15 protein-coding genes are annotated in these 15,109 nt (G+C 71.0%); 11 read left to right on the plus strand and 4 right to left on the minus strand.

The features are described from left to right. Window positions 1-16: 16 nt before the first annotated feature. Entirely contained in the window at window positions 17-1,384 is a 1,368-nt protein-coding gene (locus tag ACFQGL_RS14525) for a glycosyl hydrolase family 18 protein (RefSeq protein ID WP_377511432.1), read from the minus strand. A 235-nt stretch (window positions 1,385-1,619) separates the two neighbouring features. On the opposite strand from ACFQGL_RS14525, the gene ACFQGL_RS14530 reads away from it, so the two are divergent. From ACFQGL_RS14530 to ACFQGL_RS14540, 3 genes are all read left to right on the plus strand, one after another. Beyond that, complete coding sequence (locus ACFQGL_RS14530) at window positions 1,620-2,735, plus strand: M24 family metallopeptidase (protein WP_377511435.1); 1,116 nt, start codon at window positions 1,620-1,622, stop codon at window positions 2,733-2,735. Further along, window positions 2,732-3,874, plus strand: a complete 1,143-nt coding sequence (locus ACFQGL_RS14535; RefSeq protein WP_377511438.1) for an acyl-CoA dehydrogenase family protein — start codon at window positions 2,732-2,734, stop codon at window positions 3,872-3,874. Before ACFQGL_RS14530 ends, ACFQGL_RS14535 begins: the two co-directional genes overlap by 4 nt. Window positions 3,875-3,989: 115 nt before the next feature. After that, complete coding sequence (locus tag ACFQGL_RS14540) at window positions 3,990-4,496, plus strand: Lrp/AsnC family transcriptional regulator (RefSeq protein ID WP_377511441.1); 507 nt, start codon at window positions 3,990-3,992, stop codon at window positions 4,494-4,496. On the opposite strand, the gene ACFQGL_RS14545 is transcribed toward ACFQGL_RS14540, so the two are convergent. Continuing rightward, window positions 4,426-5,037, minus strand: a complete 612-nt coding sequence (locus ACFQGL_RS14545; protein ID WP_377511444.1) for a histidine phosphatase family protein — start codon at window positions 5,035-5,037, stop codon at window positions 4,426-4,428. The two genes, ACFQGL_RS14540 and ACFQGL_RS14545, sit on opposite strands and share 71 nt — an antisense overlap. Before the next feature lie 227 nt (window positions 5,038-5,264). Here ACFQGL_RS14545 and ACFQGL_RS14550 point away from each other — a divergent pair, with 227 nt between their 5' ends. The 3 genes from ACFQGL_RS14550 (at window position 5,265) to ACFQGL_RS14560 (ending at window position 6,917) form a co-directional block, all read left to right on the plus strand. Continuing rightward, window positions 5,265-5,459: a CsbD family protein gene (locus ACFQGL_RS14550; protein ID WP_377511447.1), complete on the plus strand. Its 195-nt coding sequence runs from the start codon at window positions 5,265-5,267 to the stop codon at window positions 5,457-5,459. Window positions 5,460-5,533: 74 nt separating this feature from the next. Beyond that, the gene (locus tag ACFQGL_RS14555) at window positions 5,534-5,866 is read left to right on the plus strand and encodes a YnfA family protein (protein WP_377511450.1); all 333 of its coding nucleotides are present in this window, start codon (window positions 5,534-5,536) and stop codon (window positions 5,864-5,866) included. A 388-nt stretch (window positions 5,867-6,254) separates the two neighbouring features. Then, complete coding sequence (locus ACFQGL_RS14560) at window positions 6,255-6,917, plus strand: polysaccharide deacetylase family protein (protein ID WP_377511453.1); 663 nt, start codon at window positions 6,255-6,257, stop codon at window positions 6,915-6,917. Window positions 6,918-6,921: 4 nt separating this feature from the next. On the opposite strand, the gene ACFQGL_RS14565 is transcribed toward ACFQGL_RS14560, so the two are convergent. Both ACFQGL_RS14565 and ACFQGL_RS14570 read right to left on the minus strand, forming a co-directional pair. Continuing rightward, a complete protein-coding gene (locus ACFQGL_RS14565; RefSeq protein ID WP_377511457.1) occupies window positions 6,922-8,070 on the minus strand; it encodes a low temperature requirement protein A in 1,149 nt (382 codons plus the stop codon). Window positions 8,071-8,146: 76 nt separating this feature from the next. Next, on the minus strand, window positions 8,147-9,553 hold the full coding sequence (locus ACFQGL_RS14570; protein WP_377511460.1) for a KamA family radical SAM protein: 1,407 nt from the start codon (window positions 9,551-9,553) through the stop codon (window positions 8,147-8,149). 141 nt (window positions 9,554-9,694) lie between these two features. On the opposite strand from ACFQGL_RS14570, the gene kdd reads away from it, so the two are divergent. From kdd to kal, 5 genes are all read left to right on the plus strand, one after another. Then, on the plus strand, window positions 9,695-10,756 hold the full coding sequence (gene kdd, locus ACFQGL_RS14575) for an L-erythro-3,5-diaminohexanoate dehydrogenase (protein ID WP_465263527.1): 1,062 nt from the start codon (window positions 9,695-9,697) through the stop codon (window positions 10,754-10,756). Window positions 10,757-10,760: 4 nt separating this feature from the next. After that, entirely contained in the window at window positions 10,761-12,326 is a 1,566-nt protein-coding gene (locus ACFQGL_RS14580; RefSeq protein ID WP_377511463.1) for an amidohydrolase, read from the plus strand. Window positions 12,327-12,393: 67 nt separating this feature from the next. Further along, window positions 12,394-13,953 (plus strand): lysine 5,6-aminomutase subunit alpha, encoded by a 1,560-nt coding sequence (kamD, locus tag ACFQGL_RS14585; RefSeq protein WP_377511466.1) that lies wholly within the window; start codon window positions 12,394-12,396, stop codon window positions 13,951-13,953. Further along, window positions 13,950-14,702 carry a lysine 5,6-aminomutase subunit beta gene (kamE, locus tag ACFQGL_RS14590; protein ID WP_377511469.1) on the plus strand — a complete coding sequence of 251 codons (753 nt, stop codon included), beginning with the start codon at window positions 13,950-13,952 and terminating at the stop codon, window positions 14,700-14,702. Before kamD ends, kamE begins: the two co-directional genes overlap by 4 nt. Next, window positions 14,699-15,106: a 3-aminobutyryl-CoA ammonia lyase gene (gene kal / locus ACFQGL_RS14595; protein ID WP_377511472.1), complete on the plus strand. Its 408-nt coding sequence runs from the start codon at window positions 14,699-14,701 to the stop codon at window positions 15,104-15,106. Before kamE ends, kal begins: the two co-directional genes overlap by 4 nt. The last annotated feature ends 3 nt before the right edge of the window (window positions 15,107-15,109 follow it).

The raw sequence follows: 15,109 nt of genomic DNA on the forward strand, positions 1-15,109 counted from the left end.
CCTCCGCGCGGGTGTCTCAGGCCGGGAGGGTCCAGCGCTGGTTCGCGCCGGCGAAGCAGTCCCAGATCTGCAGTCGGGTGCCGTCGGCGGAGCTGTTGCCGGTGGCGTCCAGGCACTTGTTGGACTGCGGGTTGCGCAGCGTGCCGTTGGACTGTGCCTGCCAGACCTGGGCGCCGCTGCCGTTGCAGTCCCACAGTTGGACCTTGGCGCCGTTGACGGTGGAGCCGCTGGTGATGTCGGCGCACTTGCCGAGGGCGCGCAGCGTGCTGTCGCTGGACACGGTCCAGGTCTGCGCGTTGGTGCCGTTACAGGTCCACAGCTGGATGGCGGCGCCGTTGGCGGTGCTCGCCGAGGCCACGTCGACGCACTTGCCGGCGATCCCGGTGATCGGGCCGGTACGACCGGTCGGCGGCGGGGTGGTGCCGCCCATGATGGTGTCGTACATCGCGCTGAGCAGCGAGGTCGAGCCGGAGGTGTCCTGGGACAGCTCCCAGTTCATGACGCCGCCGGCGTTGGTCAGCGCCCACTGCGTCTTGCGCTTGACCGTCGGAATGCCGTTCCAGCACTGCTGCGACCCGCCGACATTGGCACAGTCCCGGTTGGCGTTTGCCGGGTCCAACCCGACCAGGTACGAGTAGTTGTAGTAGACGGGGCGGCTGTAGAACGGGATGCCGAGCACCGCCTTGCTGGCCGGCAGGCCCCGGGCCTTCCACAGGTTGACGCTGTTGATCGACCAGTCGTAGTTGGAGTGCGGGTTGCCGCCGTCGTACGCCATGATGTTGAGCCAGTCGACCTGCGCGAACACGGCCGTCTGCACGCCCTGCATGGTGCCGCCCTCGGAGACCACGGCGGCGGTGAGCAGCTTGCCACGGCTGTGCAGGGCGCTGCTCAGCTGCGTCATGAGCGCGGTGTAGTTGTTGGCCGAGGTGCCCGGGTCCGGGTACTCCCAGTCCATGTCGACGCCGTCCAGGTTGTACTGGTTGACGAAGTTGACCAGGTTGTTGACGAAGTTGGTGCGGCTGCCGGCGTTGCCGGCCAGCGCCTCGAAGGCGGAGTCGTTGCCGTCGTTCCAGCCGCCGACCGCGATCGACACCTTGACGTTGTTGGCGTGCCCCTGCGAGACCAGCGAGGAGAGCCGGCCACCGTCCACGCCCTGCAGGCTGCCGTCGCCGTTGGGCAGGATGAAGGCGTAGTTGATGTGCGTCAGCTTGCCGTACTGGATGGTGTTGATGTTGCCGGCCCAGGAGGGCATGTAGCCGACGCTCTTGAAGTTGTTCGGCAGCACCACGGCCTGCGCGGCGGTGGGGGCGAGGGTGAGGGTGGCGGTGGCCGTGGCCAGCGCGAGTGTGCCGGCGGCGAGGGCGCGGCGCAGTGGAGAGGACATCGGAAGGCCTTCCCGTGGGCGGGGGACGACGCCGTCCGCGCAGGGTTCTCGCGGGCGGGCGGTGCGGGGACGCAGGGACGGGTGGGCCTCGAGGCAGCCAAATCTTAAAGAGTGTTAACTGTCCGCGTCAATCAACACCGATGAATTTCCCCAGATCGCCTCGCAGGCCGGTGCGTCGATGATCCGGAGCGGCGCCCACTCCCGGCGATCCCCAAACGACCGTTAAGCTGGCCGGGTGGGAATCGACGAGCTGTACCCGCCGGACCGGCTGGCCGCCGCGCAGCGCGCCACCGCCGCCGCCGGCCTGGACGCCCTGCTGCTCACCCCCGGCTCAGACCTGCGCTACCTGACCGGCTACGACGCCCACGCGGGGGAGCGGCTGACCTGCCTGGTGCTGCCCGCGCAGGGCGCACCGACGCTGATCGTGCCGAGGTTGGAGCGCCCCGCCGCCGAAGCGTCACCCGCACCGGCCACCGGGGTACGCATCGTCGACCACCCCGACGGCACCGACCCGTACCCCCTGGTCGTGGCCGCCCTGGACGGCCCGCTCGCGGCGGTCGGCCTCGCCGACCGGATGTGGGCCGAGCAGGTCCTCGCGCTGCGCGCCGCGCTGCCCGGAGCGGCACAGCGGCTCGCCGGCGAGGTGCTGCGCGAGCTGCGGATCCGTAAGTCCCCGGCCGAGGTCGCGGCGCTCGCCGAGGCCGGCGCGGCGATCGACGAGGTGCACCGACGGATGGGGCAGTGGCTGCGCCCCGGGCGCACCGAGGCCGAGGTGGCCACCGACATCGCCGCGGCGATCCGGGCCGCCGGGCACGTCACCGTCGACTTCGTCATCGTGGCCGCCGGCCCGAACGGGGCCAGTCCGCACCACGGCACCTCGGACCGGCCGATCGGCGTCGGCGAACCGGTGGTCGTGGACATCGGCGGCACGATGCCGTCGGGCTACCGCTCGGACTGCACCCGCACCTACGTCGCCGGCGGCCCGGCCCCGGCCGAGTTCGTGGACTACTACGCGGTGCTGCACGACGCCCAGCGCGCCTCGGTGGCGGCGGTGCGGCCCGGCATCACCGGCGCGGCCGTCGACGCCGCCGCCCGGGAGCCGATCGCCGCCGCCGGCTACGGCCCGGCGTTCCTGCACCGCACCGGGCACGGCATCGGCCTGGACGGTCACGAGGAGCCCTACGTGGTGGCCGGCAACGACCGGCCACTGGAGCCCGGGATGGCGTTCTCCATCGAACCGGGCATCTACCTGGCGGGCCGGCACGGCGCCCGTATCGAGGACATCGTCGTCTGCACCACGGACGGCGTGCAGCGGCTCAACACCACCCCCACGGAGCTCATCGCGCTATGACTGTCGACCGGATCCTCCCCACCGACGAGGCCCACGACCTGCTGGACCTCGCCACCGAGCTCGCCGACCGCGAGCTCGCGCCGAAGGCCGCCGACTTCGAAGAGCGCGCCGAGTTCCCCCGCGACGTGCTGCGTACCCTCGGTCGGTCCGGCCTGCTCGGCCTGCCGTACCCCGAGGAGCACGGCGGCGCGGCCCAGCCGTACGAGGTCTACCTCCAGGTGTTGGAGATCCTGGCCAGCCGCTGGCTCGCGGTGGCCGAGGCGGTGAGCGTGCACACCCTGTCCTGCTACCCGGTGGCCGCGTTCGGCAGCGACGAGCAGCGCAAGCTTCTCCCGGACCTGCTCGGCGGCGAGCTGCTCGGCGCATACTGCCTCTCCGAGCCGCAGGGCGGCTCGGACGCCGCGGCGCTGGACACCCGGGCGGTCCGCGACGGCGACGCGTACCTCGTCTCCGGCACCAAGGCGTGGATCACCCACGCCCGGACGGCGGACTTCTACAACGTCTTCTGCCGCACCGGCGGGCCCGGCCCGAAGGGCATCTCCTGCCTGCTCGCCGACGCCGGCACCGCCGGCATCACCCCGCAGGCGGCCGAGCGGACTATGGGCCTGCGGTCCTCGCCGGTCGCGCAGATCGCCTTCGACGAGGCGCGGGTGCCGGCCGATCGGCTGATCGGCGGGGAGGGGGCCGGCTTCACCATCGCGATGTCGGCGCTGGACTCCGGCCGGCTGGGCATCGCGGCCTGCGCGGTCGGGCTGGCCCAGGCCGCGCTGGACTACGCGATCGGGTACGCCCGGGAGCGGCAGCAGTTCGGTCGGGCGATCATCGACTTCCAGGGGTTGGGGTTCACCCTCGCCGACGCGGCCACGCAGATCTCCGCCGCCCGCGCGCTGACCCTCGCGGCGGCGCGGCTGCGCGACGCCGGCCGGCCGTACTCGATCGAGGCGGCGAAGGCGAAGCTCTTCGCCACCGACATGGCCATGCGGGTGACGACCGACGCGGTGCAGGTGCTCGGCGGCGCGGGCTACGTCTCGGACCACCCGGTCGAGCGGTACATGCGCGAGGCCAAGGTGTTGCAGATCGTGGAGGGCACCAACCAGATCCAGCGGTTGGTCATCTCCCGGGCGCTGGCGAAGGGCTGAGCGGCGTCGACGGTGCGTGGCGGCGCGGCTGCGGTGGGTCCATCGTGGCCGCCGGCCGCGCCGTGCCGTGGGCACGTCGTCGCCGTCGCGCGTTTTTCCCGGTAGGTTGCTCGCCGTGGAGGAGATCGACCAGGCCATCGTCGCCGCGCTGACCGCTGACGGCCGGCTGTCGTACACCGACCTGGCCGAGAGGGTGGGGCTGTCGGTGTCCGCGGTGCACCAGCGGGTGCGCCGGCTGGAGCAGCGCGGGGTGATCAAGGGGTACGCCGCCCGGGTGTCCTTCGAGGCTCTCGACCTGCCGCTGACGGCGTTCGTGGCGATCCGGCCGTTCGACCCGTCGCAGCCGGACGACGCGCCGGAGCGGCTGGCCCACCTGCCCGAGATCGACTCCTGCTACTCGGTGGCGGGGGAGGACTTCTACCTGTTGCTGGTGCGGGTGGCCAGCCCGGCCGACCTGGAGCGGGTACTACAGGAGATCCGTACGTCGGCGAACGTGACGACCCGGACCACGGTGGTGCTGTCCACCCCGTACGAGAACCGGCCGCCGAAGATCAGTGCCGCGCCGCCGAGTCGGTCGCGGTCCCGGGTGCCGGAGGAGCCGGCTGGTTCCACCGCAGGATGACCTGTCGTCCGTGCTCGTGACCGAGCGCGCTGACCGTGGCCGTGTCCAGCCGCAGTCGCCCGCCGCCGGACGGCGGCAGTCCGATCCAGCGGGCGCCGAGCACACGCAGGCTGTGGGCGTGGCCGACCAGCGCCACGTTGCCCTGGTCGAGCAGTGGGGTGACCCGGGCCAGCACCCGGTCGAGCCGTTCGCCCACCTCGTCGGGTGACTCTCCGCCGGGGCAGCCGTCGGTCCAGATGTTCCAGTCCGGTCGGTCCTGGTGGATGTCGGCGGTGGTGATTCCCTCGTATTCGCCGTAGTCCCACTCGCTGAGGTCCTCGTCGACGGCGTCGACGGTGAGCCCGGCGAGTTGCGCGGTGCGCAGTGCCCGGGAGCGGGGGCTGGCGAGCACGGTGCCGAACCGCCGGTCGGCCAGGAACGCGGCGAGGGTGCGGGCCTGTCGCTCGCCGGCGGAGGTCAGCTCCAGATCGGTGTACGAGGTGTGCTGCAGGCTGGCGCTCCAGGTGGTCTCGCCGTGCCGGATCAGCAGGAGCTCTCCCATGCGGCCAGTTAACCATTGCGGAGCAGGCGGCATTCGGGGCTGCCCGGCAAACCACACAACCTATCTTCCTAGGACGCTCTAGCGGGTGTGACGCCCCGCGCCGACCGGCCCACCCTTCCAAACTATTGTCCTAGGACGCTGTACGCGGTGTGCGCTCCGCAGCACACGTTTCGGCCCCGGCCAGCCGGGCAAGCAAGCCGGGACACTCGCCAGACGGAGGAGGCGCCATGAGCTTCACCGAGAAGGCACGGAACAAGGTCGAGCAGGTTGCCGGTGCTGCCAGAGAGCGGATCGGCGACGTGACGGACAACGAGCGGATGCGTGGTGCGGGCGCCAGCCAGCAGAGCGACGCGCGCGCCAAGCAGGCCGGTCAGAACGTCAAGGACGCGGGCCGCAACGTGAAGGACTCCTTCACGAAGTGACCTGAGCGGTCCACGGGTCCCCGGGCGCACCGTTCGCCCGGGGACCCGTCGTGTGTTCCGGCTAGGGTCGCGGGGTGACCGTGCTGCGTTCCCTGGTGTTGTTCGCGCTGGCCGCGGTGGCCGAGATCGGTGGTGCCTGGCTGGTCTGGCAGGGCTGGCGGGAGCACCGGGGCCTGTGGTGGATCGCCGCCGGGGTGGTGGCGCTGGGGTGCTACGGCTTCGTGGCGACGTTCCAGCCGGACGCGCACTTCGGTCGGATTCTGGCCGCGTACGGCGGGGTGTTCGTGGCGGGCTCGCTGGGCTGGGCGATGCTCGTGGACGGGTTCCGCCCGGACCGGTGGGACCTGACCGGAGCGGCGCTGTGCCTGCTCGGTGTCGCGGTCATCATGTACGCCCCGCGCACGTAGCGCCGTGTGGGCGGCTCGGGACCCGCGCAGTTTCCAGGTTGTAGTGGCCTCACGCACGCCCGAGGCCACTACAACCTGGTTGTTGTGGCGGATCTTGCTGAACCGGAGGGCGCCGCCCACGGGGCAGTGAGGAGCCCTCACGTCTGCCATGATCGGCGGCGTGATCCGATGTCGGCTTCGCGCGCTGGTCGGCGTGCTGGTGGTGGCGGCCGTGCTGGGCGCCGCCGGGTGTGCGACCCCGCCTTCCCGGGCTCAGCCGCAGGCCGTGCCGCCGATTCCTGGCCCGTCTGGCCAACCGGTTGCGACGGCGGGCTCGTCGGGTAGTGCCGCGCCGCCGGAGTCGCCGGCGACGCTTCCGGGGGCGACGCTGCTGGGGAGCCGACCGCCGGTGGTGGATCACGGGCCGCGGGTCGGTGATCGGGTCGCGCTGACCTTCGACGCGGACATGACCGACGGGATGTTGAACAACCTGCGTACCGGCCGGGTGAAGTCGTACGCGAACCTGCGCATTCTGGATCGGTTGGAGCGCGAGCAGGTTCCGGCGACGTTCTTCCTGACCGGCAAGTGGGTGCAGCGGTATCCGGATCTCACCCGCAGGATCGCCGGGAATCCGCGCTTCGAGTTGGCCAATCACACGTACGGGCATCTGGCGTTCACCGGCGACTGCTACGACCTGCCCCGGGTGGCGGCGGGTGGGATGACCGAGGACGTGGCGAGGACGTTCCGGGTCATCGAGCCGTACGGGGGTCGGCAGACGCGGTACTTCCGGTTCCCGGGGCTCTGTCACGACGAGGCGGCGTTGGACGCGCTCGCGCCGTTGGGTGTGACGGTGGTCGACGGGGACGTGGTCAGTGGTGATCCTTTCGCGACCGCGTGGAAGCCGATCGTGCGGGCGGTGCTGGAGCACGTACGCCCGGGTTCGGTTGTGATCATGCATGTGACCGAGGCGAACGCCGCGATGACCGATGAGGCGTTGCCGTACATCCTGGCCGGGTTGCGGGAGCGGGGCCTGGTGCCGGCGCCGCTGTCCGAGGTGCTGGCCGCCGCCTGAGCGACTATGCAGTCTCCCGGCCGGACCGGTCGGCGTGCCGGGCGTCGGTCAGCAGCATCAGCACCAGCACGACGGTGACGGTGACGAGCTGGACCGTGGCGGGGAGGGTGACGCCGACGGCGATGGTGGCCAGTACGGCGAGCGCGGCGGGGAGCCGGCTGCGGGGGATGGGTAGGCGCAGGGCGCGGCGGGTGGCGGTGACGCCGGTGAGGAAGAGTGCGACGCCGCCGCTGAGGGCCAGGGCGGCGCCGGGGTGGGCGGGCTGGCCGGGGTGTGCGACGGCGGCGTGGACGCCGGCGACGGTGGCGATGACCCCGAGGAGCAGCAGGAAGTGGGGGAGGACGTAGGCCCCTTCGCTTCTGCGGCTGCGGGCGGCGGGGGCGGCGTTGTTCAGGGCTGTCTGGGCGGGTCGCAGGTCGGTGAAGTAGGTCCACCAGAGGGCGGCGGGTAGGGCGAGGGCCAGCACGATGGCGCTGGCGGTGCCGGCGGTGAGGTGGTCGGTGGGGACGCTCATGCCGGTGGCGACGACGGATTCGCCGAGGGCGACGATGACGATCAGGCCGTGTCGTTCGACGAAGTGCGCCGGGCGTGGGTGGAAGGTGTCGGCGATGCCGATCCAGGAGTGCCGGGGGAAGAGGTAGGGCAGGGCGGCCTGGGTGATCACGGCGGCGGCCCAGAGGGCGGGTACGGCGGGGCCGGTGAAGGCGGCGGCGGTGAGGACGAGCAGGGCGGCGCCGAGGTTGTAGGGGGCGAGTCGGTGTACGCCGGCGCGGACGTCGGAGTGCAGGAACAGGGTGAGGTGTACGACGACGACCACGAGGTAGCCGATGGCGAAGATGAGGCCGGTGTCGGCGAGGGCGTCGGGTAGGGCGACGGCGGTGAGCAGGAAGCCGGCCATGCCGGCGAGGAGGAACAGTTTGGTGGTGGTCTGTCGGGGTGGTACGTGGTTGGTGAGCCAGGCGTAGCCGGTGTAGAGGTACCAGAGCAGCGCGAAGATGAGTACGGCGCGGCCGAAGTTGGCCCAGCTGAGGTGTTCTTCGAGGATGCCGGTGAGCTGGGTGATGGTGAGGACGAAGACCACGTCGAAGAAGACTTCGATGGGGGTGACCCGTTCGGCGGGGCTGGTGTCGGGCTCCGGGCGTGGGTGTCCCATGGTGGTGGACGCTAGTCGTGCGGATGGCGCGACACCCCCGGGTTGGTGATTCGCCGGGGGTGTCGTGGGTGGTGGGTCAGTCGTCGTGGTGCTCGGCCCACCATTGTTGGCCGCTGTCGGGCAGGGTGTCGATCGGGTCGTAGTAGGCGTAGCGCTTGTTGAGCGCCTCCAGGTCGGCGGACTCGATGGAGGTGCGGTAGTTCTTGGTCCAGTAGGAGATGCCGCGGTCGCGGTCGTAGTCGGTGAGCATGTGGACCCAGCGTTTGCCGACGAACGGGACGTCGCAGACGATGCGGGGGGTGGCGTAGCCGGGTAGGTAGCCCATGATGTCGTGCTGGAGTTGTTGGGCGTGCCAGACGGGGACTCGCCAGTGTTCGGCGTTGGGGATCATGTCGCACATGTAGAAGTAGTACGGCAGGATGCCGGCTTCGCCTTGTAGGGCGAAGCAGAGGTCGAGCAGTTCGGGTGTGGTGGCGTTGACGCCGCGCATGAGGACGCCCTGGTTGCGGACGTCGCGGACGCCGACGTCGAGGGCGGTCTGGGCTGCTTTGGCGACCAGTGGGGTGAGCGACTGGGCGTGGTTGACGTGGGTGTGGATGGCGAGGTTGACGCCGCGGCGGGCGGCGGTGCGGGCCACCCGCTCCAGGCCCTCGACGACGTCGGGTTGCAGCCAGTGTTGGGGCAGGCCCATGAGGGCTTTGGTGGCGAGCCGGATGTCGCGGACCGTCTCCAGTTCCAGCAGCCGCATGAGGTACGACTCGAGGTTGCGCCAGGGGACGTTGGCCACGTCGCCGCCGGAGACGACGACGTCGCGGACGCCGGGGTGGGCTTTGAGGTAGCTGATGTGGGCGTCGTAGCGGTCGACGGGCTTGAGGGTGAGTTTGAGTTTGTCGACGGCGGGGGTGGAGTTGCCGACCAGGTCCATGCGGGTGCAGTGCCCGCAGTACTGGGGGCAGGTGGAGAGCAGTTCGGCGAGGACTTTGGTGGGGTAGCGGTGGGTGAGTCCTTCGGCGACCCACATGTCGTGTTCGTGGAGGCTGTCGCGGCTGGCGTAGGGGTGTGAGGGCCAGTCGGTGCGTCGGTCGGAGGCGACGGGGATCATGTAGCGCCGGATGGGGTCGGCGAGTAGCGCGTCGGTGGTGGGGGTCGCGAACGGCACCATCGTGTTGATCATTTGTGGTGGTACCAGCATCGACATGGTGGCCAGGGCCTTCTGGTCGGCCTCGAGGTCGGCGTAGAAGGTGTCGTCGATGAGGTCGCCGAAGACGGCGCGTAGCTGCTTGATGTTCTTGACGCAGTTGACGCGTTGCCACTGGGCGGATTCCCATTGGTCGCGGGTGACGTGGCGCCAGCCGGGGAAGCGGGTCCAGTCGGGTTCGACCAGGGGGTGGCGGCGGTATTCGTAGGGCTGCCCGGCGGTCGGTGCGGCGACCGGGGCGTGACGGGGTTGAGCGATGGTCTCAACCGGTTGGGTCTGGGTCACGGCCCCTCCTTGGTGCTGCGGCTGATCAACGGACCCGAAGGCTACTGGAAAATATTCGGTGAAGAAATTAGTCTGCCGGAAGTTTTCCCGCGACGCGATCCCCCAACCGGGGCTTCGGGCGGCTGGACAGGGGAGGTCGGCGTGACGTCACCGGTGGGACTGCACCGTGTCGTGCAACCGGCGGGGGTGCTGCCGCAGGCGGCCTGGCGGCTGGACGCGTCCGCGGCGATCGCGCCGAACGAGGTGCGGATCCGGGTGCAGCGGCTCAACCTGGATGCGGCGAGTTTCCGACAGTTGTCGGAGAAGCACGGCGGGGACGGCACCGCGGTGCGCGCCGAGGTACTGGAGATCATTTCGGCGCGGGGGAAGATGCAGAACCCGGTGACCGGTTCCGGTGGGATGTTGATCGGCACGGTCGAGGAGGCGGGCCGGCGGTCCCCGCTCGGGCTCAAGCCGGGTGAGCGGGTGGCGTCGCTGGTGTCGTTGACGCTGACTCCGCTGGTGGTGACCGACGGGTTGGCCCGCTGGGACGGGCTCAGTGAGCAGGTGCCGTGTGACGGGTGGGCGATCCTGTTCGCGCGGTCGATCGCCGCGGTGCTGCCGGACGACGAGGATCCGCAGTTGTCCCTGGCGGTGCTGGACGTCTGTGGGGCGCCGGCGTTGACCACGCGGGTGGTGTCGCGCTATGTCGAGGATCGTCGCCGGGCGGGTGATGCGACGCCGGTGCGGGTGGCGGTGATCGGTGGGGCGGGTAAGAGCGGCTCGCTGTCGCTGGCCGCGGCGCGGCGGGCGGGCGCCGCGCGTACCGTCGGGGTGGTGCCGGTGGCGGCGGAGCGCGACGCGCTGACGGCCGCTGGTCTGGCGTCGGTGGTGGCGTTGGCCGATGCGCGGGATCCGGTGGGGGTGTCCACGGCGGTGACGACCGCGTTGGGTGCGCCGGCGGATGTCACGGTGGTCTGCGTGGACGTGCCGGGTTGTGAGCACGGGGCGGTGTTGGCCACCGCGGACGGCGGCACGGTGATCTTCTTCTCGATGGCGACGAGCTTCGCGGCGGCGGCGTTGGGCGCGGAGGGGTTGGCCGCGGACGTGACGATGCTGGTGGGCAACGGGTACGTGCCGGGGCACGCGGAGTTGGCGTTGGGGCTGCTGCGCACCGAGCCGGGGGTGCGTCGGCTGTTCGCGGCGCGGGTGGCGGCAGACTGAGGTCATGACGAACCCCTCGACGTTGTACCGCGGCGGTGTGCTGCACTGTCCTGCCGATCCGAGCGCGACGGCGTTGTTGGTCTCCGATGGGCGGATTGCCTGGTTGGGGACCGATCGTGACGCGCCGGCCGCCGACCGGGTGGTGGATCTGGGTGGTGCGCTGGTGACGCCGGCGTTCGTGGACGCGCACGTGCACGCCACCGACACCGGGTTGGCGTTGTCCGGGCTGGAGTTGTCCGGGGTGCGGTCGGCGGCGCAGTTGTTGGACGCGGTGGCGGCGTTCGCGGCGGGTCTGCCGGGCGACGCGGTGGTGCTGGGGCATGGCTGGGACGAGTCGACGTGGTCGGATCCGGCGGTGCCGGACGCGGCGGCGTTGGATCGGGCGGCCGGTGGCCGGCGGGTGTACCTGTCGCAGGCGTCGATTCATTCGGCGTTGGTGTCGACGGCGTTGCTGGCCCAGTGCCCGCAGGCGGCGACGGAGGCTGGCTTCGACGCGTCGGGGTGGTTGCGGCGCGACGCGCATCATGTGGTGCGGGCGGCGGCGCAGGGGTCGGTGAGCCGGGCGCAGCGGGTCGCGGCGCAGCGGGTGGCGCTGGCGCATGCGGCGTCGCTGGGGATCGCGGCGGTGCACGAGTGCGGTGGTCCGGACATTTCCGACGAGCAGGACTTCACCGGTCTGCTGGGTATCTCCGGTGGCGGCCTGCCGGAGGTGTACGGGTACTGGGGCGAGTTGGGTGGCGCGGCGCGGGCCCGGGAGCTGGGCGCGGTGGGTGCCGGTGGTGACCTGTTCGCCGACGGGGCGTTGGGTTCGCGTACGGCGCACGTGTCGCAGCCGTACGGCGACGGTGACGGCTGTGGGCACGGGTACCTGTCGGCCCAGCAGGTGCGTGAGCATCTGCTGGACTGTGCGGCGCACGGCATGCAGGGCGGGTTCCACGCGATCGGTGACGCGGCGATCGGGACGGTGCTGGAGGGTTTCGCGGGGGCGGCACGGACGTTGGGCGTGGAGCGGTTGCGCGCCGGCCGGCACCGCATCGAGCACGCGGAGATCATGAACAAGCGGCTGATCGCGGGGTTCGTGGAGTACGGGATCGTGGCGAGCATGCAGCCGGCGTTCGACCGGTTGTGGGGTGGCGCGGGTCAGATGTACGAGTCGCGGCTGGGTCTGGACCGGTCGTTGGAGTCGAACCCGATGGGCGCGATGCACGGGGTGGGTGTGGCGTTGGCGTTCGGTTCGGATTCGCCGGTGACGCCGTTGGATCCGTGGGGGTCGGTGCGGGCGGCCGCGGCGCACCACAACCCGGTGCAGCGTATGAGTGTGCGGGCGGCGTTCGCCGCGCACACCCGTGGCGGGTGGCGGGCGGTGCACCAGGACGTCGAGGGGGTGTTGGCGTTGGGTGCGCCGGCGACGTTCGCGGTGTGGTCGACGCCCGCCGGGGTGGAGCGGGGTCTGCCGGTGCTGCTGGCCGAGGATCCGGAGCTGCGGGGTCCGCAGGATCCGACGCCGCTGCCGGTGTGCCGGCGTCTGGTGCTGCGCGGTGAGGTCATCTATCAGGAAGGGTCGTCGTGAGCGAGCGGAGCGAGCGAACCGGCTGGCACGGCAGCGGTCGGATCATCGGTGGGGCAGGGGCGACGGCGTGACCGGAAAGCTTGATCTTGATCCGGTGCTGGTGGCGCGGGCGCGCGAGTTGGCGCGTCGGGCCGGGCAGCCGGTGGTGGACCTGGCGCGCAGCCACACCACGGTGTCGGTGGAGCGGGCGGTGCTGCGCCTGGCCGGGGTCACCGGCGCCGACCCGGACGGCATTCCGTGGGTGAACCGGCTCGTCGACGCGGTCGTCGCGGACGTGGGGTTGGGTCACGGGGTGGCGGCGCCGGTGTTCGACGCGCTGGCGCGTGAGGGCGGCACGGACCTGACGTTGCTGGCGCAGAAGGCCGCCGCCGGGTCGGTGCGGTTCACTGCGCCCACCGGCAGGGCGGCCACGGCGGCACGGTCCGCGGCGCGCAGGGCGGTCGCCGCGGGGGTACGGCGGATCGACCGTCGGCGGGCCGAACGTGAGCGCCTGGTCAAGCGGCACGGTGATCCGGCGCAGCGGCCGTGGATCTATCTGATCGTGGCGACCGGGGACATCTACGAGGACATTCCGCAGGCGCAGGCGGCGGCGCGGGCCGGCGCGGATGTGATCGCGGTGATCCGCTCCACCGGGCAGTCGCTGCTGGACTACGTGCCCGAGGGCGCGACCCGTGAGGGGTTCGCCGGGACGTACGCCACGCAGGAGAACTTCCGGCTGATGCGCGCGGCGTTGGACGACTCGTCGAAGGAGTTGGGCCGCTACGTGCGGTTGACGAACTACGCGTCCGGGCTGTGCATGCCGGAGATGGCGACCCTGGCCGGGTTGGAACGCCTCGACATGATGTTGAACGACTCGATGTACGGGATTCTGTTCCGCGACATCAACCCGATCCGCACGTTCGTCGACCAGCGGTTCTCCCGGCAGGTCCACGCCCGCGCGGGAATCATCATCAACACCGGTGAGGACAACTACCTGACCACCGCCGACGCGGTCGACGAGGCGCACACGGTGACGGTGTCGCAGTTGCTCAACGAGTTCTTCGCGCACGAGGCGGGGTTGGCCGACTGGCAGTTGGGGCTGGGGCACGCGTTCGAGATCAACCCGGAGGTGCCCGAGTCGTTCCGGTTGGAGTTGGCGCACGCGTTGCTGGCCCGGGAGTTGTTCCCGGACGCGCCGCTGAAGTGGATGCCGCCGACCAAGCACATGACCGGTGACGTGTTCCGGGGCAACCTGCTCGACGGGTTCTTCAACCTGGCGGGCGCGCTGACCGGGCAGGGCATTCTGCTGGTGGGGATGATGACCGAGGCGGTGGTGACGCCGTGGCTGTCCGATCGGGACATCGCCCTGCAGAACGTGCGGTACGTGCTGGGCGCGGCCGGTGGACTGCACGAGGACTTCGTGCCGGCGGCGGGCGGGTTCATCCGGCGCCGCGCCAACCAGGTCCTCGGTGAGGCGTTGGATCTGCTGGAGCGCATCGGTGAGCAGACGCTGCTGACGGCGATCGCCGAGGGCACCTTCGGGATCATGAAGCGGCCGGCGGACCGCGGCAAGGGCCTCGACGGGGTCGCCGCGCACGAGGCCGACTACTACAACCCGGCCACCGAGATCCTGGAGGCGGCGGCGTGAGCGAGAAGGCGATCGTGCGGCCGTACGGGGACACCACCGGCGACGGGATGGTGCAGGTGTCGTTCACCCTGCCGGTGTCGCACGACAAGCGGGCCGAGGGCGCGGCCGTGCAGTTGGCCAACCGGATGGGCATCGACCCGGCGATGGTGGTGCACGCCAAACCGATGGGCGACGAGTTCACGTTCTTCGTCGTGTACGGGCGGGTCAACCACCTGGTCGACCTGAACGCGGTGCAGGTGGTGGAGCGGGACTTCGCGCTGCTGTCGGCCAGGGAGGTCAACACGGTCGTCAAGCAGCGGCTGCGCCGCAAGCTGTCGGTGGTCGGCGCGTGCATCGGCACCGACGCGCACACCGTGGGCATCGACGCGATCCTCAACGTCAAGGGCATCGCGGGGGAGAAGGGCCTGGAGTACTACCGGGAGTTGAAGGTCGTCAACCTGGGTGCGCAGGTCAGCGTGCCGGAGCTGGTGGAGGCCGCCCGGGTGGAGAAGGCCGATGCGGTGCTCGTGTCGCAGGTCGTCACCCAACGCGACGCGCACCTGCACAACACCCGGGAGATGTCCGCGGCGTTCCGTGAGGCGATGCCGGCGGGACGGCGACCGCTGCTGATCGTCGGTGGTCCCCGGTTCGACGAGACGATGACCGACGAGTTGGGTGTGGACCGGATCTTCGGCCGGGGCACCACGCCGGGTGAGGTGGCCAGCTACCTGGTGCACGCCCTGATCACACAACGAAAGGCGACGGCATGACCGACTCCAGGCTCGGGTTGACGGTGCGGCACCGGCGGTATGTGCCGTACTCGCACGCCCACTACGCGGGGAACCTCGTCGACGGGGCGTACGCGTTGGCGTTGTTCGGGGACGTGGCCACCGAGGTGTGCATCCGTACCGACGGCGACGAGGGCCTGTTCGCCGGGTACTCCGATGTGCGGTTCACCGCGCCGATCCGCGCGGGTGACGTGGTGGAGGTGACCGCGCAGGTGTCCCGGGTGGGCACCCGCAGCCGCACCCTGGAGTTGTCCTGCGCGGTGGTGTGCCGGGGTCGCCCGGACCGTTCCGAGTCCGCCGCCGAGGTCCTCGACCCGCCGATCGTGGCGGTCACCGCGACCGGCACCGTGGTCGTTCCCGCCGCCAGCGTGAGTCGCGAGGAGTGAGCC

This window comes from Micromonospora vulcania, assembly GCF_042658605.1.
Taxonomy (GTDB): domain Bacteria; phylum Actinomycetota; class Actinomycetes; order Mycobacteriales; family Micromonosporaceae; genus Micromonospora; species Micromonospora vulcania.